The 17338-nt window shown below is 66.7% G+C and carries 15 protein-coding genes; 11 read left to right on the top strand and 4 right to left on the bottom strand.

The window, feature by feature from the left end; translation table 11 throughout:
• Positions 1-27: 27 nt before the first annotated feature.
• From rpsB to GLO27_RS07120, 9 genes are all read left to right on the top strand, one after another.
• Entirely contained in the window at positions 28-978 is a 951-nt protein-coding gene (rpsB, locus tag GLO27_RS07160; RefSeq protein ID WP_021200480.1) for a 30S ribosomal protein S2, read from the top strand.
• 41 nt (positions 979-1019) lie between these two features.
• Positions 1020-1847 (top strand): translation elongation factor Ts, encoded by an 828-nt coding sequence (gene tsf, locus GLO27_RS07155; protein WP_021200481.1) that lies wholly within the window; start codon positions 1020-1022, stop codon positions 1845-1847.
• Positions 1848-1939: 92 nt separating this feature from the next.
• Complete coding sequence (gene pyrH, locus GLO27_RS07150) at positions 1940-2656, top strand: UMP kinase (RefSeq protein WP_017830711.1); 717 nt, start codon at positions 1940-1942, stop codon at positions 2654-2656.
• Between the two features lie 68 nt (positions 2657-2724).
• Positions 2725-3279, top strand: coding sequence for a ribosome recycling factor (frr, locus tag GLO27_RS07145; RefSeq protein WP_021200482.1), 555 nt, complete (start codon positions 2725-2727; stop codon positions 3277-3279).
• A 5-nt stretch (positions 3280-3284) separates the two neighbouring features.
• The gene (locus GLO27_RS07140; protein WP_167254199.1) at positions 3285-4430 is read left to right on the top strand and encodes a phosphatidate cytidylyltransferase; all 1146 of its coding nucleotides are present in this window, start codon (positions 3285-3287) and stop codon (positions 4428-4430) included.
• Positions 4430-5008, top strand: coding sequence for a DivIVA domain-containing protein (locus GLO27_RS07135; RefSeq protein WP_021200484.1), 579 nt, complete (start codon positions 4430-4432; stop codon positions 5006-5008). The genes GLO27_RS07140 and GLO27_RS07135 overlap by 1 nt, the downstream gene beginning before the upstream one ends.
• A gap of 66 nt (positions 5009-5074) precedes the next feature.
• Entirely contained in the window at positions 5075-5749 is a 675-nt protein-coding gene (locus tag GLO27_RS07130; RefSeq protein ID WP_021200485.1) for a transglycosylase SLT domain-containing protein, read from the top strand.
• A 9-nt stretch (positions 5750-5758) separates the two neighbouring features.
• Entirely contained in the window at positions 5759-6046 is a 288-nt protein-coding gene (locus tag GLO27_RS19750) for a hypothetical protein (RefSeq protein ID WP_084487375.1), read from the top strand.
• Positions 6043-6765, top strand: coding sequence for an alpha/beta fold hydrolase (locus GLO27_RS07120; protein ID WP_021200486.1), 723 nt, complete (start codon positions 6043-6045; stop codon positions 6763-6765). The genes GLO27_RS19750 and GLO27_RS07120 overlap by 4 nt, the downstream gene beginning before the upstream one ends.
• Positions 6766-6777: 12 nt before the next feature.
• Here GLO27_RS07120 and GLO27_RS07115 read toward each other — a convergent pair whose 3' ends face one another.
• Positions 6778-7839 carry an AI-2E family transporter gene (locus tag GLO27_RS07115; RefSeq protein WP_021200487.1) on the bottom strand — a complete coding sequence of 354 codons (1062 nt, stop codon included), beginning with the start codon at positions 7837-7839 and terminating at the stop codon, positions 6778-6780.
• Between the two features lie 181 nt (positions 7840-8020).
• Between GLO27_RS07115 and GLO27_RS07110 the strand changes: the two genes are divergently transcribed.
• Positions 8021-9967 (top strand): glycosyl transferase, encoded by a 1947-nt coding sequence (locus tag GLO27_RS07110; protein ID WP_167254197.1) that lies wholly within the window; start codon positions 8021-8023, stop codon positions 9965-9967.
• Positions 9964-10887: a tetratricopeptide repeat protein gene (locus GLO27_RS07105; RefSeq protein WP_167254195.1), complete on the top strand. Its 924-nt coding sequence runs from the start codon at positions 9964-9966 to the stop codon at positions 10885-10887. The genes GLO27_RS07110 and GLO27_RS07105 overlap by 4 nt, the downstream gene beginning before the upstream one ends.
• A gap of 28 nt (positions 10888-10915) precedes the next feature.
• Here GLO27_RS07105 and glgB read toward each other — a convergent pair whose 3' ends face one another.
• The 3 genes from glgB to glgX form a co-directional block, all read right to left on the bottom strand.
• Complete coding sequence (gene glgB / locus GLO27_RS07100) at positions 10916-13120, bottom strand: 1,4-alpha-glucan branching protein GlgB (RefSeq protein WP_167254193.1); 2205 nt, start codon at positions 13118-13120, stop codon at positions 10916-10918.
• Entirely contained in the window at positions 13117-15075 is a 1959-nt protein-coding gene (locus GLO27_RS07095) for an alpha-1,4-glucan--maltose-1-phosphate maltosyltransferase (protein WP_167254755.1), read from the bottom strand. Before GLO27_RS07095 ends, glgB begins: the two co-directional genes overlap by 4 nt.
• A 179-nt stretch (positions 15076-15254) precedes the next feature.
• Complete coding sequence (glgX, locus tag GLO27_RS07090; RefSeq protein WP_021200493.1) at positions 15255-17327, bottom strand: glycogen debranching protein GlgX; 2073 nt, start codon at positions 17325-17327, stop codon at positions 15255-15257.
• Between the last annotated feature and the right edge of the window lie 11 nt (positions 17328-17338).

The following is a 17338-nucleotide window of genomic DNA, read 5'->3' as shown; positions in this document are numbered from 1 at the left end:
GAACCGCGCCAGAACCAGGAGACGACCATGGCTGTGGTCACCATCCGCCAGCTGCTCGACAGCGGCGTGCACTTCGGACACCAGACCCGTCGGTGGAACCCGAAGGTCAAGCGCTTCATCCTCACCGAGCGCAGCGGTATCCACATCATCGACCTGCAGCAGTCGCTGGGTTACATCGACAAGGCCTACGACTTCGTCAAGGAGACCGTCGCCCACGGTGGCACGATCCTCTTCGTCGGCACCAAGAAGCAGGCGCAGGAGATCCTCGCCGAGCAGGCGACCCGTGTGGGTCAGCCCTTCGTCAACCAGCGCTGGCTCGGTGGACTCCTCACCAACTTCCAGACGATCTCCAAGCGTCTCGCTCGTATGAAGGAGCTCGAGGAGCTCGACTACGAGGTCCCCGCGAACAGCGGCTTCACCAAGAAGGAGCTCCTGCTCAAGAAGCGCGAGCTCGACAAGCTGCACAAGTCGCTGGGCGGTATCCGCAACCTCACCAAGACGCCCTCGGCCATCTGGGTCGTCGACGCCAAGCGTGAGCACCTCGCGATCGATGAGGCCAAGAAGCTCGGCATCCCCGTGATCGGCATCCTCGACACGAACGCCGACCCGGATGACTTCCAGTACCCGATCCCCGGCAACGACGACGCGATCCGCTCCGTCTCCCTGCTGACGCGTATCATCGCCGACGCCGCGGCCGAGGGCCTGCAGCAGAAGCACAACCCGGAGACCGGCGACGCCGAGCCGCTGGCCGACTGGGAGAAGGAGCTCCTCGAGACTCCCGCACAGGAGGTTCAGGAGTCCGCTGACGCCGCCGAGGTCGCCACGGCAGATGACGCCGCTGCCGTCGTCGAGACGCCCGCCGCCGACGAGACCGCTGCCGACGAGGCCGGTGCTGAGGCGCACGACGAGGCGATCGCCGCCGCTTCCGGTGAGGAGACCGCTGAGGTCGCCGCCGCCGAGGCTGCTGACGCCAAGTAATCCCTCGTACACACACCTAACGAAGCAAGGAGCCACCACACATGGCCAACTTCACCATCGCTGACCTCAAGGCGCTGCGTGAGCAGCTCGGCACCGGAATGGTCGACACCAAGAAGGCGCTCGAGGAGGCTGACGGAGACGTCGCGAAGGCCACCGAGATCCTGCGTCTCAAGGGTGCGAAGGGCAACGCGAAGCGCGCTGACCGTTCCACGAGCGAGGGACTGATCGTCGCTCGCGAGCAGGACGGCGCCGTGACGCTCATCGAGCTCGCCTGCGAGACCGACTTCGTCGCGAAGAACGAGCGCTTCATCGCGCTGGCCGACAAGGTCGCCGACGCTGCAGCAGCGGTCAAGGCCGACTCGGTCGACGCCGCCCTCGCCGCCTCTGCCGGCGACAAGAGCGTCGAGCAGGTCATCTCCGAAGAGGCCGCGATCATCGGCGAGAAGGTCGAGCTGCGCCGCGTGCGCACGATCGCCGGCGACAAGGTCGAGGTCTACCTGCACCGCACGAGCAAGGACCTGCCGCCGCAGATCGGCGTCGTCGTCGCCTACTCGGGTGACGATGCCGAGACCGCGCGCAGCATCGCTCAGCACATCTCGTTCGCCAACCCGTCCTACCTGTCGCGTGAAGACGTGCCGGCTGACGCGGTCGAGAAGGAGCGCGAGATCGTCACTGAGATCTCCCGCAACGAGGGCAAGCCGGAAGCGGCTCTCCCGAAGATCGTCGAAGGCCGCGTCTCTGCGTTCATCAAGCAGGTCGCTCTGCTCGAGCAGGACTATGCCAAGGACAACAAGCTGTCGGTCGCCCAGGTGGCGAAGGACGCCGGTATCACCGTGACGGACTTCGCGCGCTTCAAGGTCGGCGCGTAGCACCGTCGAAGGGGTTCGGATCGCCAAGATCCGAACCCCTTCTTCATGCCCACGAGGCACTATCTTGAATCGGGACGAGAGGACACCCACCCATGACTGAACGCACCGGACGCCGACGCGTCCTTCTCAAGCTCTCCGGAGAGGCATTCGGAGCGGGACAGCTGGGTGTCAGCCCCGACGTGGTCTCGCAGATCGCCCGTGACATCGCCGCGGCGGTGGACCGTGTCGAGGTCGCGATCGTCGTCGGCGGGGGCAACTTCTTCCGCGGCGCAGAACTGAGCCAGCGAGGCATGGACCGCGGTCGCGCCGACTACATGGGCATGCTCGGCACGGTCATGAACGCGCTCGCCCTGCAGGATTTCCTCGAGCAGGCCGGGGCCGCCACCCGTGTGCAGTCCGCCATCTCGATGACCCAGGTCGCCGAGCCGTACATTCCGCGCCGGGCTGAGCGTCATCTCGAGAAGGGGCGGGTCGTCATCTTCGGTGCCGGGGCCGGCCTCCCGTACTTCTCCACTGACACCGTCGCGGCACAGCGTGCGCTCGAGATCGGCGCGGACGAGGTCCTCGTCGCCAAGAACGGCGTCGACGCCATCTACACCGCCGACCCCAACAAGCATGCCGACGCGGAGCGCATCGAGCGCGTCACCTATCGCGATGCGCTCCAGCGTGGTCTCAAGGTCGTCGACTCGACCGCCTTCAGCCTGTGCATGGACAACAGCATGGACATGCGCGTGTTCGGCATGGAGCCCGCCGGGAACGTGACCCGTGCGCTCCTCGGCGAGCCGATCGGAACCCTCGTCACCGCCTGAGTGTGTGACACGGCGGAGACGACTTCGCCCGATAGAATTTGCAGAACACCCCGACGATAGGAGTCACCGTGATCGCGGACGTCCTCGCTGAAACCACCACTCGCATGAACCGGGCGGTCGAAGCTGCCAAGGAGGACTTCTCCACGGTGCGCACCGGTCGTGCGAACCCGCAGATGTTCCAGAAGGTCCTCGTGGACTACTACGGCACTCCCACGCCGATCGCCCAGCTCGCCTCCCTGGCGAACCAGGAAGCTCGCACGCTCATCATCACGCCGTACGACAAGTCGGCGCTGAAGGCGATCGAACAGGCGATCCGTGACATGCCCAACCTCGGAGCCAACCCGACGAACGACGGCAACCTCGTTCGCGTGACGATGCCGGAGCTCACGGCCGAGCGCCGCAAGGAGTATGTCAAGCTCGTCAAGACCAAGGCTGAGGACGCGAAGGTCCACGTCCGTGGTATCCGTCGCAAGGCGAAGGACGAGCTCGATGCCCTCAAGAGCGAGCTCGGTGAGGACGAGATCGCGCGCGGAGAGAAGGAGCTCGACGTCCTGACACGTCAGCACGTCGAGCTCATCGATGACGCGCTGAAGCGCAAAGAGGCAGAACTCCTCGAGGTGTAGTCGGGATGTCTGACGAAACGCGAGATGCCGACGACGATGGGCCGTTCACGCGTCACGGCGGGAACGGGAAGACCCCATCCGACGGCGTCCCGCTCGTTGACGCCGCGTTCCCGTCTTTCGACGCGGCTGCCGTCCCTCCGCGCCCACCGCTTCCCGCAGCTTCGGAGGGCGCGCCCTCGGGCGGCGTCGGTCCGCTGGACACGGCGGATCACAACGCTATCCGGGAACAGTGGCGCGCGGCACGGGATGAACTCGGCAGCCATGTCTCCCATGCACGCGACCAGCTCGACCAGGCGAACGAACGTATCAAAGAGCGCACGGGTCGCGATCTCGTCCTCGCCATCCTGATCGGTCTCGCCTTCGGCGCCGCGCTCCTGGGATCGCTGCTCTTCCTCAAGGTGCTCTTCGTCCCGTTCGCTCTCGCGGCCGCCTTGCTCGGGGTCTACGAGCTCTCCCGAGCTCTGCGGAGCTCGGGTCGCCGCGTCGACGTGGTCCCTCAGCTGATCGCCGCCGCGTTCCTCGTGCTCTCGGCGTACTTCGCCGAGCCGTGGTTGTGCTGGGTGATGCTCTTCGTGTCCGTCGCGTTCGTCATCGTGTGGCGGCTCATCGCGCAGATGGTGGAGAAGGACGGCCGCACCTACGGGGACGTCCTCGCCGACGCCGTCACGAGCGGGTTCGTGCAGGTCTACGTCCCCTTCCTCGCGGGAATCGCGCTCATCCTCCTCAAGCAGGAGGACGGTCAATGGTGGGTCCTCAGCTTCATCGCGATCGCCGTAGCGGCCGACACGGGCGCGTACGCCGCCGGTCTCGCCTTCGGCCGTCACCCGATGGCTCCGAAGATCAGCCCGAAGAAGACCTGGGAGGGCTTCGGCGGCGCCGTCATCGCCTCGCTCGCTGCGGGGGTGCTGCTCGCGATCTTCCTCCTGGAGCTGCCGTGGTGGTGCGGCGTGATCTTCGGCGCGTCGATCCTGCTCTCCGCGACGCTGGGGGACCTCGGTGAATCGATGCTCAAGCGCGACCTCGGCATCAAGGACATGAGTTCCTGGCTCCCCGGTCACGGAGGGCTGCTCGATCGACTCGACAGCATTCTGCCCTCGACGATCCCTGCGCTCTGTCTCTACTTCCTCTTCTCTCCTTGGGTGGTTCTGTGATGAACGAAGATCAGCTCGACGAACAGGCGGAATCGACGCCGCCGGCATTCGCACTCACCTCCGGTCGGGTGCGTGGCTATCACCGGGCAGCCGTCGACACGTTCCTCGCATCTGCCCGCCGCGCGTTCGAGGCGGGCGGCGATGAACTCAGCGCGGACGATGTGCGGACGGCCTCCTTCCCGCTGGTGAAGAACGGATACGTCGTCGCGGATGTCGACGCGGCGCTCGGCCGCGTCGAAGACGCCTTCGCCGCTCGAGAACGCGAACGCGCGGTGCGATCCGCGGGAGCAGGTGCCTGGGTGGAGCAGGCCAGAGCAGACGCGCAGGTCATCCTGGATCATCTGGCGCGACCACGGCGCCACCGCTTCGCCCGTACCGGAGTGCTCACCTTCGGGTACCGTCTCGATGAGGTCGATCATGTGTCGACGCGTATCGTGCGGTATCTCCGTGACGGCGAAGCGCTGACTGCCGAGCAGTTGCGCTCGGCGGCGTTTCGGATGCAGCGTGGGGGATACCGCGAGGAGCAGGTGGATGCCCTTCTGGATGCCACGATCGACGTGATTCTCGCCGTTCGCTGAGGTTCCTGATGGTCGATCCAGGCACTCTTGCGTAGACTGTCCCTCATCGTGAACTCCCGAAACGACATGAATCTCGAAAGAAACGACCTCTCGCCGGTGCCCGCGGTGAAGGCTCGTTCGGCGCGCACGGGCACACGGCGCTGGTCTCGCAGCCGTGGTGTCGTCGGGGTCTTCAGTTCCCTCGCCGTCGTGGGTTTCGCCGGTGCATTGGTCGCACCGACCGGGGTGGCATTGGCCGCACCCGCCCCTGAGGAGTCGCCGGACTCCGCCTATTCGCTTGCGCTCGCGGACACTCAGAACCTCACCGTCACCGTCGAAGGTGCCGAGATTGCACCCGTCGTGCGCGGAGGGTTCGAGGTCTATGTGAAGCCGAAGCCGGCTCCGGTCCCGACCGTGGCTGCGGCACCCCGTGGGGGATCCTCCGGAAAGCCTTCCGGAGGTAGCCTTCCTCCGTACACGGGAGGCGGTGCTCCTGCAGAGTGGATGGCGGCAGCCGGCATCGCGCAGAGCGACTGGCAGTACGTCGACTACGTCGTGTCCCGCGAGAGCGGTTGGAACCCGAACGCCACGAACAAGTCCTCCGGTGCCTGCGGTCTGGTGCAGGCGCTGCCATGCAGCAAGGTGCCCGGCAACGGCTACAACCCGGTCGACAACCTTCGCTGGGCGACCGGATACGCCACCGGCCGCTACGGCAGCTGGGCCGGTGCGTACAACTTCTGGGTCAACAACCACTGGTGGTGAGCAGGCAGTATGCCCCGCTCTCGCAGACGTCCTTCGGAGCGCCCTGACCCCGAGGACTCCTTCGATCGCCTCCTCGCGGGCTGGAAGCGTACCGAGACCCGCCGCGGCGGTGAGTGGACCGTGCAACCGGTTTCCGGGGCGCAGGCGCAGAAGGACTATCTCTGCCCGGGCTGCGGTCGATCGATCGTCGCCGGAACCGCGCATCTCGTCGCCTGGCGCGCGGACGGCGTGCTCGGCGACGCGGCTGACCTCGCCGCACGGCGACACTGGCACACACACTGTTGGAGGCTTGCATGAGCATCGAGATCCGAGGACCACTGGAGCTTCCGGCGCGACGCGAAGACATCGAGCTGAAGACCGCCGACGGTCTCACGTTGGTCGGAGAGCTCGCCGTGCCGGAGACCACGACTCCTGTCGCGACTCTCGTGACGCTTCATCCCCTGCCTACGGCCGGCGGGTTCATGGATTCGCACATCATCCGCAAAGCGGCTGCACGTCTGCCCGCTCTGGCGGATCTGGCCGTGCTGCGATTCAACACGAGGGGGACCGCATCACCTCGTGGGACCAGTGACGGATCCTTCGATGGCGGGGCGTCCGAACAGTTCGACGTCGCCGCGGCGATGGACTTCGTGCGTGAACGCGCTCTGCCTCGCCCCTGGCTGCTGGGATGGTCCTTCGGCACGGAACTCGCGTTGAAGTACGGTCGGCAGCACGACATCGAGGGGATCATCCTCCTTTCGCCGCCTTTGCACCGCGCGACACCGGAAGAGGTCGCCGCGTGGGCGACGGTCGACCGCCCCGTGGTCGTCCTGGTACCGGAGCTGGATGACTACCTGCGCCCCGCCGAGGCCCGCGAGAGGTTCGCTGCGATCCCGCACGCACAACTGATCGCGGTGGACGGGGGGAAGCACCTCTGGGTGGGCGAGACCCAGACGCGACGCGTGCTCACGGAGATCGTGGCCGCGGTCAATCCTGCGGCGCTGCCTCTCGCCACGCACTGGCCGACCGACGACTGACGCGCAGCGGGTTCAGAGCTCGTTCATCCGCGGGATGAGCACCTGCCGGTAGATGATCAGGATGCTCGCGGCGACCGGGATGGCGATCAGCGCGCCCAGCAGACCGAGAAGGCTTCCTCCGGCGAGTGCCGCGACCACGACGACCGCCCCCGGTACCGAGACCGCACGACTCATGATGCGCGGCGAGATGATGTAGGCCTCGATCTGCATGTAGATCAGGTAGTAGATCGCAGCGGCGATCGCGGTCGCCGGAGAGCCCAGTCCGGGGATGAGACACACCAGCACGATGATCGTGGAGCCGGTCAGGGTGCCGACGAGCGGGATCAGGGAGAAGAAGAACGCGATCACCGCGAGGACGGCGGGGAACGGTGCTTGGATGATCGACAGGAAGATCGCGCTGAGCACGCCGTTGATGACACCCTGCGTCACCTGCCCCATGACGTAATAGCCGACCGAATCCGTGATCTGTTCGGACAGGTCGATGAACCTGTCTCGTTTCGACGCCGGAGCCAACTGGTAGACCGCCCGTTTGAGGGACGGCGTGGAAGCCGTGAGATAGATCGTCAGGATGAGGACGATGAACGCACCGAACAGGCCGCTGAGCACGGCGCCACTCGCCACGAGGAACCCTTGGCCGATGGAACCGCCGATCTCGGTCAGGTTCGTGGTGAGCCAGTCCTCGACGTAGGTGAAGACATCATCGACCCTCAGGTTGGGGAACGCGTCCGTCATCCACTGCTTGAGGTCGTCGATCGCGGTACCGCGTTGCACGATCGCCGTGATCTGGGCGATCAGCTGGGAGATCTGGTCGACCAGCACGGGAAGGACGATGAGCACGATGCCGACGAAGATGCCGAGCACCGCGAGGATCGTGACGATGACAGCGAGCCATCGGGGGAGACGCCGGCGCTCCAGGAACGAGACGAGCGGATCGAGTCCGAGACTGAGGAAGAGAGCCGTGCCGAGATAGAGCAGAACCGTGGAGAGGTTCTGCACGCTGTTGATCAGCAGGATGCCCAATCCCACGCCGAGCGTCGCCACCAGGGCGGTGCGGAAGGGATTGTGGATCTTCATTCGGAGGCTCCTCGAGGACGGATCCAGCAAGGCTATCCAGAGCGTCCGGCTGGGCACCGACGACGTGCCGGTCCGGCCCGCACTGAACCTGCTCGTGGGCAACACACAGCTGATTTCGCTAGTCTGAAATGTCGAGTGTTGCGTCGCTGGCAAGTGCCGGCGATGCGTGAGGAGACTATTCGTGCGTTTCGTATGGGCCGTGGTGGCCTTCGTGCTGGCTGCCGTGCTGATCGGCGCGGGGATTGCTCAGCGCACCATCTTCATGGGGCCGGACACTCAGCAGACCCAGGTCGAGATCGATGAACCGGCACCCTTCGTCCTCATCGACGGCGACGTGCTTCGGGCGAATCCAGGCGCGCAGACGCTGATCGTCCGGGGAGAGGGCGAGATCTTCGGCAGCTATGGTCGCACCGCCGACATGGAGGCCTGGCTCGCCGACTCCGACTACAACCAGGTCACGCAGAAGAAGAACGGCGATCTGGCGGTCGAGCACGTCACGGCGCCCTCCGCTGACGGCGAGACCGATGCTCCGAGCGACGGCGCTGAGGGCGACTCCGCCGACGCGGAGTCCGCGGGGCGTGATCCGCGGGGATCCGATCTCTGGCTCGACTCGTTCGTCAAGGACAACCGTCTCACGGCCGAGAACATGCAGTTGCCCGAGGGCACGAGCATGCTCGTCGCCTACGACGGCACAGCCGATGCGCCGGATGACATCGTGGTCTCCTGGCCGCTGGACAACTCGACGCCGTGGGCGGGACCTCTCATGGTCGCCGGGGGAATCGTGCTGCTGCTCGGCCTCATCCTCTACGTGCTCGCGATCCGCCATCAGCGCCGCGGCCGCGGCCCCCGGCGCAAGGGCCCGGGTCCGCTCCCGGCGACCGAACCGATCGACGTCGCGGTTCTTCCGCCGTCTGAGCGCGCGGCGATCGAGGAGTCCGGCGCTCCGCGCAGCGAACCCTCCGCAGGATCGGCGGCGCCGGCCGACGGAGACGTCGAGGAGGCGGAGATCGTGGACGAGAGCAAGGACCCCGACGCGAAGACCTCCATGCGCTCAGCGACGCGGCCTCGCCGGCGTCGCATGCTCGCGCTTCCGGCTCTCGGGCTCACGGCGCTTCTTGCCGCCGGGTGCTCGTCGGACTCGTGGCCGCAGCTGGGCGACGCCTCGCCGACCCCGTCTCCGAGTCCGACGGTGATCGCGCCGGAGAACCAGAAGCCCCCTGCGGTGACCGAAGCGCAGGCCAAGCGCATATTGAAGACGCTCGCCGGCACGGTGAGCGAAGCCGACGCAGCACTCGACCTCGACCTGCTCGCTACCCGCTTCGAGGGGCCCGCTCTCGCAGCGCGGACCACTGAGTATGCTCTGCGCTCGAAGCTCCCGGACACCGTTCCGCCCGCGGCGATCCCGACCGATCAGGTCGAGGTCGTGCTGCCGGAAGCGACAGATCAGTGGCCGCGCACAGTACTGATGCTGTCGAAGACAGGGGATGACACGGTGCCGCCGGTGGTCCTCACGATGACGCAGGCCGACCCCTGGTCGAACTACAAGGTCTCGAACATCGCCGAGATGTCTGCTGACGCCGTCTTTCCCGAGGTCGCTGCATCCTGGCTCGGGACATCGCTCGTTCCGTCCGATTCCGCGTTCCTGACGATCCCGCCTGCGAACCTCGCCTCGACCTTCGCCGATGTGGTGGACCAGGGGGAGCAGAGCGAGTTCTACGACATGTTCGACGATCTGGCGTTGACCTACGCCAAGTCGATCACCGACAGCCGTCAGGCCGTGATCCAGGCTCTCGCCGACAAGGGCGCCGCCGACACGTCGAAGGCCGCCTTCGACATGGCTCCGACGACGGATGCCCCCATCTCGATGACGACTCTGGACAGCGGCGCGATCGTCGCCGTCACCCTCACCGACACCGAGACGGTGACGCCGACGGGAGACGACGTCTCCATCCGTTTCGGCGACAATGCACAAGCCAAGGCCCTCACCGACGCGACCGAGTCCGCGAAGGGCGTCGAGACGACCTACGAGTTCCAGCTGTTCTTCTCGGTCCCGGCAAAGGGCTCGACGGAGCAGATCCGGCTCCTGGCAGCCCACCAGGACCTCCTGTCCGTGAAGGTGATCAAATGAGTGAGATCTCTCCTGCCGCCCTGCGCGGTGCCGTCGACCTGTCGAGTCTCCGCAACCGGCCCGCATCTCCCGCAGAGGGCGCCCCCGGCCCGGGACTGCCCGATGTCGTCGTGGATGCGACCGACGAGACGTTCGGGCAGATCCTCGAGCTCTCGCGCACCGTTCCCGTCGTCGTCGACCTCTGGGCGGAGTGGTGCGGGCCCTGCAAGCAGCTGAGCCCGATCATCGAGAAGGTCACGCGCGAGCTCGGCGGACGCGTGCTGCTCGCCAAGGTCGATGTGGATGCGAATCCGCAGCTCGCGCAGAGCTTCCGTGCCCAGTCCATCCCGATGGTGGTGGCCCTGATCGCCGGTCAGCCGGTGCCGATGTTCACCGGGGCCGTGCCGGAGCAGCAGGTTCGCGACGTCTTCGCGCAGCTGCTGCAGGTGGCGGCGCAGAACGGTGTCACCGGATCGCTCTCGGTCGGCGAGGAGGGCGCGGACCCGGAACCTCCCGTGGAGCCGGAGCTCCCCCCGCTGCACGCTGAGGCGTTCGCGGCGATCGAGGTCGGCGACTACGCGGCAGCGATCACGGCGTACGAGAAGGCGCTCGCGGAGAACCCGCGGGACGCGGACGCGCTCGCGGGTCTCGGCCAGGTGCGGCTGCTCGACCGCGTTCAGGGCCTCGATCTGCAGGCGGCACGGGCCGCAGCGGCCGACGGCCCGCTCGACGTCCAGGCGCAGTTCGATGTGGCCGACCTCGACCTCGCCGGCGGGCATGTCGATGACGCCTTCGGTCGCCTGCTCGATCTGTTCGCGCAGCTCCCGTCCGACCAGCGCACGCCCGTTCGTGAGCGCCTGGTCGAGCTCTTCGGGCTCATCGGTGCGGAGGATCCGCGGGTCGTGTCGGCGCGCAACCGGCTTTCGTCGCTGCTGTTCTAGGGAGGTACGCGCCGAGTCGCCGGCGCGCTCAGCCGTGGTTGACCGTCGGCACGTGAGGGTCGGACTGGTAGCGCAGCCACAGCGTCGAGAGCGCGGGCAACGTCAGGGTCGCGAGCGGTGCTCCTCCTTCTGAGGGTTTCGCATAGACCAACCCGAGGTTGCCCGATCCTCGACCCCCGTAGTCCGCCGCGTCGGTGTTGAGCACTTCCTGCCACACTCCTTCTCGAGGAAGGGTGAGCTGATACCCGGTGCGTTCCACCCCGGCGAAGTTGCTCACGACGACCAGGCGCCCGCCGTGCGCGTCACGCCTCTCGAACGCGATCACCGTAGATTCCCAACTCGGTGCACCGAGGCGGCTGAACGACGAACCGTCGTTGTCGCGTTCCCAGAGAGGGGACTGCGCCCGGTAAGTACGGTTCATCTCGCCGATGAAGTCCTGCAGTTGGGCGTGCGAGGGCTGCTCGAGGAGCCACCAATCCAGCTCGCGCCCTTCCGACCACTCCGCGAGCTGGCCGAACTCCTGCCCCATGAACAGCAGCTTCTTGCCGGGGTGCCCCCACATGTAGGCGAGGTACGCACGCACGTTCGCCAGCTTGTGCCAATGGTCTCCCGGCATCTTTGCGACCAGGCTGCCCTTGCCGTGGACGACTTCGTCGTGGCTGATGGGAAGCAGATAGTTCTCACCGAAGGCGTAGACGAAGGAGAAGGTCATCTCGCCCTCGTGATGCCCGCGGTACATCGGGTCGCGTGAGATGTACTGCAGGGAGTCGTTCATCCAGCCCATGTTCCACTTGAACCCGAAACCCAGGCCTGCGTGGTCGGTGGGAGCGGTGACGCCGGGGAAGCTGGTGGACTCCTCCGCGATCATCAGGATCCCCGGGTGCAGCCGGTAGGCGGTGGCATTCACCTCCTGCAGGAAACGGATCGCCTCGAGGTTCTCGCGCCCGCCATGGATGTTCGGCTCCCATTCGCCCGGTTGACGGGAGTAGTCGAGGTAGAGCATCGAGGCGACGGCGTCGACACGGAGCCCATCGACATGGAACTCCTGGAGCCAGTACAGGGCGTTGGCGACCAGGAATCCGCGGACCTCCGGGCGGCCGTAATCGAAGATGAGCGTTCCCCAGTCCTGATGCTCTCCGCGTCGTGGGTCCGGGTGCTCGTAGAGAGGCTGACCGTCGAAGCGTGCGAGTGCGAAGGCATCCTTGGGGAAGTGGCCCGGAACCCAGTCCATGATCACGCCGATGCCGGCCTGGTGGAGACGGTCGATGAGGTAGCGCAAGTCGTCGGGCGTGCCGAACCTGCTCGTGGGGGCGTAGTATCCGCTGACCTGATAGCCCCACGATCCACCGAACGGATGCTCCGCCAGCGGCATGAACTCGACGTGGGAGAAGCCCGATTCCGTCACATGCTGGATCAGCGGGTCGGCGATCTCGCGGTATCCGAGGCCCGCCCGCCATGAGCCGACGTGGACCTCGTAGATCGACAACGGCTGTGCCACGGCGTGGGTGGCCGCCCGGCGCGTCATCCACGCGCCATCCGACCAGCTGTGCGTCGATGCCGTCACGATCGATGCCGTGTCGGGCGGAACCTCGGCAGCGAGCGCCATCGGGTCGGCCTTGAGGATCCACGCCCCCTCGCGGGTGCGGATCTGGTACTTGTATCTGGTGCCGATCGGCAGCCCTGGAACGAAGAGCTCCCAGACGCCGCTGACGCCCATCGAGCGCATGGCGTGGGCCTCGCCGTTCCAGTCGTTGTGGTCGCCGACCACCCGCACGGCAGTGGCGTTGGGCGCCCAGACCGCGAACGAGACGCCGATCTCTCCGTCGAACGTGCGCACATGAGCACCCAACGCCTCCCAGAGGCGTTCGTGACGCCCCTCGGCGATCAGGTGCAGGTCGAGGTCGCCGAGCGTCGGCGGATGCCGATACGGGTCTCCCGACACTGTCTCATCGTGATCTGCGTACCTCGTGGCGATGCGGTAAGGGACCGGGGGACCGCTGTGCTGGCCTTCCCAGATGCCGTGGGCGACGTGGGCGAGCTCCTGCCTGCTGCCGTCGTCGAAGACGGCTGCGACTGCTTCTGCGAGCGGGCGTCTGGCACGGATCACGGTGACGGTGCGATCGGCCGCATCCTTGTGGGCATGCGCGCCGAGAACGGAGTGAGGATCGTGGTACGTGGCTGATGAGACCGCCTCCCATTCGGTGGATGCGGCGACGTCTTCCGTGTAGCTCATGATCGCTCCCTCACCTTCAGGATGTGCACCGGCTCGGCGAAGGCGTCGAGCCGCACGTAGTTGTGATCGGTCCAGGTCCAGACGGCTCCCGTGAGGAGGTCCTCCACCTCGAAGGCCTCGCCCCGGGGGATGCCCCACTGGGTCGTGTCGAGGTGCACGGTGGTCTCCCGCACCGAGTGCGGGTCGACGTTGGCGACGACGATGACGGTGTCTCCGCGACCGGTGCCGGTGAACGGCGCCGCCAGATGCTTGCTGTAGACGAGCACCGCGTCGTCGTCGCTCCAGTGCGCGCGGAAGTTGCGGAGCTGCTGCAGCGCGGGATGAGCGCCCCGGATCTCGTTGAGTCGGCGCAGCAGGGGAGCGAGCGATTCGCCGCGGGCCTCGGCGCCGACCCAGTCTCGGAACTTGTACTCGTACTTCTCGTTGTCGATGTTCTCTTCGGACCCGGGACGGGCGACGTTCTCGAAGAGTTCGTAGCCCGCGTAAACGCCCCATACGGGACCTGCCGTCGCGGCGATGCAGGCGCGGATCCTGTAGGCCGCTCTGCCACCGAACTGCAGGTACTCGGTGAGGATGTCGTGGGTGTTCACGAAGAGGTTGGGCCTCATGTAGTCGGAGGTCTCGTGGGATACCGAGCCGAGGAACTCCTCGAGCTCGGCCTTCGTGTTGCGCCAGGTGAAGTAGCTGTAGCTCTGCTGGAAACCGACCGCGGCGAGCGCGCGCATGACGGCCGGTCGGGTGAACGCCTCTGCGAGGAAGATCACGTCGGGGTCGACGGCGTTCACCTCTGCGATGAGCCATTCCCAGAACTGGAGCGGTTTCGTGTGCGGGTTGTCGACGCGGAAGATCTTCACGCCCTGCGCCACCCAGTGCTGCACGACCCGCAGCATCTCGGCGTAGATGCCGTCCGGATCGTTGTCGAAGTTCAGAGGGTAGATGTCCTGGTACTTCTTCGGCGGGTTCTCGGCGTAGGCGATCGTGCCGTCCGGGAGGGTCGTGAACCATTCCGGATGCTCGCGCACCCATGGATGGTCGGGCGAGGCCTGGAGTGCGAGGTCGAGCGCGACCTCGAGCCCTTCCCTCCGTGCCGCGCGCACGAACGCCCGGAAATCCTGCGGGGTGCCCAGTTCGGGATGGATCGCATCGTGCCCGCCTTCCGCGGCGCCGATCGCGTACGGCGAACCCGGGTCTCCGGCCTCGGCGGTGAGGGTGTTGTTGCGTCCCTTGCGATTGGTGGAACCGATCGGATGGATCGGCACCAGATACACCACGTCGAAACCCATCGCCGCGACGTCGGGCAGACGCCGCGTCGCGGTGCGGAACGTGCCGCTCTTGACCGTGCCGTCCTTCAGACGCCGCGCGCCTTCGGAGCGGGGGAAGAACTCGTACCAGGCGCCGACACCTGCCGCGCGCCGGTCGGCATGCAGCGTGTGTGTCGGCGTCGCGGAGCGCAGAGTCGTCACGGGACGGTCGCGGAAGATCTGAACCAATCCCGCATCCGTCGCCAGCGCCATGGTCGTCGCGGCATCGCCGTCCTGCAGGGATACCGCGTCTGCGCCGAGCCGTTTCCGCTGCGGTGCCGGGCGCTCCTTCTCCGCGGCGGCCCGCGCCAGCAGATCAGCCCCCAGCGCTGCCATCACCGGGACGTCGACCCCGGCGGCGACCTTCAGCTCCGCGGCGTGCGCCCAGGTCGCGAAGTCGTCGGAGAAGGCCTCGAACCGGAAGAGCCATTCGCCCTGTTCGTCGAGCGCGATCGGCGTCGACCAGGTGTCGGTGCCGTCGTCGCGGGGAGAGAGGCGATGCAGGGTCTCTTCTCCGGAAGGGGACGTGAGCCGGACGTGCACGCCGATGACGTCGTGGCCCTCGCGGAACGCGACCACGCTGAAGGGCACCACTTCGCCGACGAAGGCCTTCGGCCTGAAGCCACCGGGTACCGATGGCGACGGGTCGAGCAGCGGGATGCGGGTCGTCCGCAGTGCACCGGGAGAATCCGCAACGCCCAGGGCGCGCGTCGGGATCTGAGCGGGGCTCCGAAGAGCCGAGGACCGAGTACCAGCACGTGCAGCCACCTCCCGAATGTACCGCGCGGACGTGGCCACGGGTAGCGCGCCGGAGGGTGCGTCGTCGGCCGGCTTCATTCGATGCGGAACAGCCTCATCGACGTGCCCGAGACCGGCAGCACATCGCCAGGCGCGAAGACCTCTTCGTCATCGGAAGGGCGCTCCTGAGCACTCGACCACAGCGAGACGAAGCGGGTCGCGTCTTCGATCTCGACGGGCAGGCGTACATCGATGGGCGACTCGGTACCGTGCACGATCAGCAGGATGCGGTTGTAGGCCTCGGTGTCGGGAGTGGAGGCGGCGACGTACTGCAGCGTCCGGTTCCCTGGGTCGGCCCATTGGTCCTGCTCCATCGTCTCCCCGTTCTGGTCGTACCAGTCCATCACCGAGGCGTTGGGGATGTGCTCGCCGAGTCGCGCGTAGCGGCTCGGTCGCAAGGCGGGGTTCTCCTGGCGCAGCCGAATGAGCCGGGAGACGTGGGCGCGCAGATCGTCCTGCCAGGGCTCGAACTCCCAACCGAGCCAGGTCAGGACGGAGTCCTGGGCATAGGCGTTGTTGTTGCCTCGCTGGGTGCGACCGACCTCGTCGCCGGCGGTGAGCATGGGAATGCCCGCGGACAGCAGGAGCGTTCCGAGCAGGTTGCGCATGGCTTTGCGCCGCGAGGCGAGGATGGTCGGGTCGTCTGTCGGACCCTCGACTCCGTGGTTGAACGCGCGGTTCATGTCCGCACCGTCGCGATTCTGTTCGCCGTTGGCCTCATTGTGCTTGACGTCGTAGGAGACGAGGTCGTGCAGGGTGAAGCCGTCGTGCGCCGTGACGAAGTTCACGCTGGCGAGCGGACCGCGGTCCTCGCTGAAGGTGTTCGACGATCCGGCGAGACGGGTCGCGAATCCACCGATGCCCACCGGGGCAGATGCTCGCCGGGCGTAGTCGATGTCGCTCAGCCAGAAGTTGCGCACCCGATCGCGATAGCGGTCGTTCCACTCATGCCAGCCGGCCGGGAAGTTGCCCGTCTGCCAGCCGCCGAGACCGACGTCCCATGGCTCGGCGATGAGCTTGGTGTCGGCGAGGATCGGATCGTCCGCGATGGCGGTGAGAAGCGGATGCTCCGGGGTGTAGGTGTGGGCGGCGTCGCGGGCGATGGCCGTGGCGAGGTCGAAGCGGAAGCCGTCGATCTGCATCTCCTGCGCCCAGTAGCGCAGGGAGTCCAGAACGAGTCGGGCACCGGCATCGGTCGCCGTGTTCAGGGTGTTGCCGCACCCGGTGGTGTCGACGTAGACGCCGGACTCATCCTGCCGGTAGTAGTTCGCGTTGTCGATGCCGCGCAGGCTCGAGCGCGGACCGCCGATTCCCTCTTCGGACGTGTGGTTGTACACGACGTCGAGGATGACCTCGAGTCCTGCCTCGTGCAGCAGCCGCACCATGCCCTTGAACTCGGCCAGCACCGCCTCCGGCCCCTCCTTGCGGGCCTCCTCGGTGGCGTAGGCGGTGTGCGGGGTGAAGAAGTTCAGCGTGTTGTAGCCCCAGTAGTTGGTGAGACCGCGCTCGAGGAGGCGAGGTTCCGGCACGAAGGCATGAACCGGGAGCAGCTCGATCGACGTGATCCCCAGGGAGTGGAAGTACGCGATCATCGCGGGGTGGGCGAGCCCGGCGTAGGTGCCGTGCAGTGCGGGAGGAACATCGGGATGACGTTTGGTGAGGCCCTTGAGATGCCCCTCGTAGATGACAGTGCGGTCCAACGGCACCCGAGGCTTCTGCGACTCGCCCCAATCGAAGCCGTCGACGATCACCACGGAGCGCCATTCCTCGTACCCGTCTCCCTGCGCGAGGCCGCGGGCGTAGGGGTCGAGGAGCAGCGTCTCCGGGTTGAACGTGTTCCCGGGGCCGTGCGGACCCCCGACACGGATGGCGTACCGCACACCGGGTTGGAGCAGTTCGGTGGTGACCTCCCAGACACCCCCGGCGAGTCGCTCGAGCGGCACTTCGTCCGTCGCCCAATCGAGGTCGGTGGCGTCGAAGACGACCAACTCGATGGAGGAGGCGTTCTGAGACCAGACACGCAGGGTACCGACGCCGTCGTGCAGACGAACGCCGAGATTGTCGAGGGCAGGTCCGCCGGGCACGGTGAGGTCTCGGGACTCGGGCATGAGTACACACT

This window comes from Microbacterium sp. Be9 (genome assembly GCF_011754135.1).
GTDB classification, from domain to species: domain Bacteria; phylum Actinomycetota; class Actinomycetes; order Actinomycetales; family Microbacteriaceae; genus Microbacterium; species Microbacterium maritypicum_A.
This window is presented reverse-complemented; position numbering and strand designations above follow the sequence as displayed.

Coding starts and splice junctions, on each gene's coding strand:
- rpsB (WP_021200480.1), top strand. CDS start 28: ATGGCTGTGGTCACCATCCGCCAGCTGCTCGACAGCGGCGTGCACTTC.
- tsf (WP_021200481.1), top strand. CDS start 1,020: ATGGCCAACTTCACCATCGCTGACCTCAAGGCGCTGCGTGAGCAGCTC.
- pyrH (WP_017830711.1), top strand. CDS start 1,940: ATGACTGAACGCACCGGACGCCGACGCGTCCTTCTCAAGCTCTCCGGA.
- GLO27_RS07140 (WP_167254199.1), top strand. CDS start 3,285: ATGTCTGACGAAACGCGAGATGCCGACGACGATGGGCCGTTCACGCGT.
- GLO27_RS07135 (WP_021200484.1), top strand. CDS start 4,430: ATGAACGAAGATCAGCTCGACGAACAGGCGGAATCGACGCCGCCGGCA.
- GLO27_RS07130 (WP_021200485.1), top strand. CDS start 5,075: ATGAATCTCGAAAGAAACGACCTCTCGCCGGTGCCCGCGGTGAAGGCT.
- GLO27_RS19750 (WP_084487375.1), top strand. CDS start 5,759: ATGCCCCGCTCTCGCAGACGTCCTTCGGAGCGCCCTGACCCCGAGGAC.
- GLO27_RS07120 (WP_021200486.1), top strand. CDS start 6,043: ATGAGCATCGAGATCCGAGGACCACTGGAGCTTCCGGCGCGACGCGAA.
- GLO27_RS07115 (WP_021200487.1), bottom strand. CDS start 7,839: ATGAAGATCCACAATCCCTTCCGCACCGCCCTGGTGGCGACGCTCGGC.
- GLO27_RS07105 (WP_167254195.1), top strand. CDS start 9,964: ATGAGTGAGATCTCTCCTGCCGCCCTGCGCGGTGCCGTCGACCTGTCG.
- glgB (WP_167254193.1), bottom strand. CDS start 13,120: ATGAGCTACACGGAAGACGTCGCCGCATCCACCGAATGGGAGGCGGTC.
- glgX (WP_021200493.1), bottom strand. CDS start 17,327: ATGCCCGAGTCCCGAGACCTCACCGTGCCCGGCGGACCTGCCCTCGAC.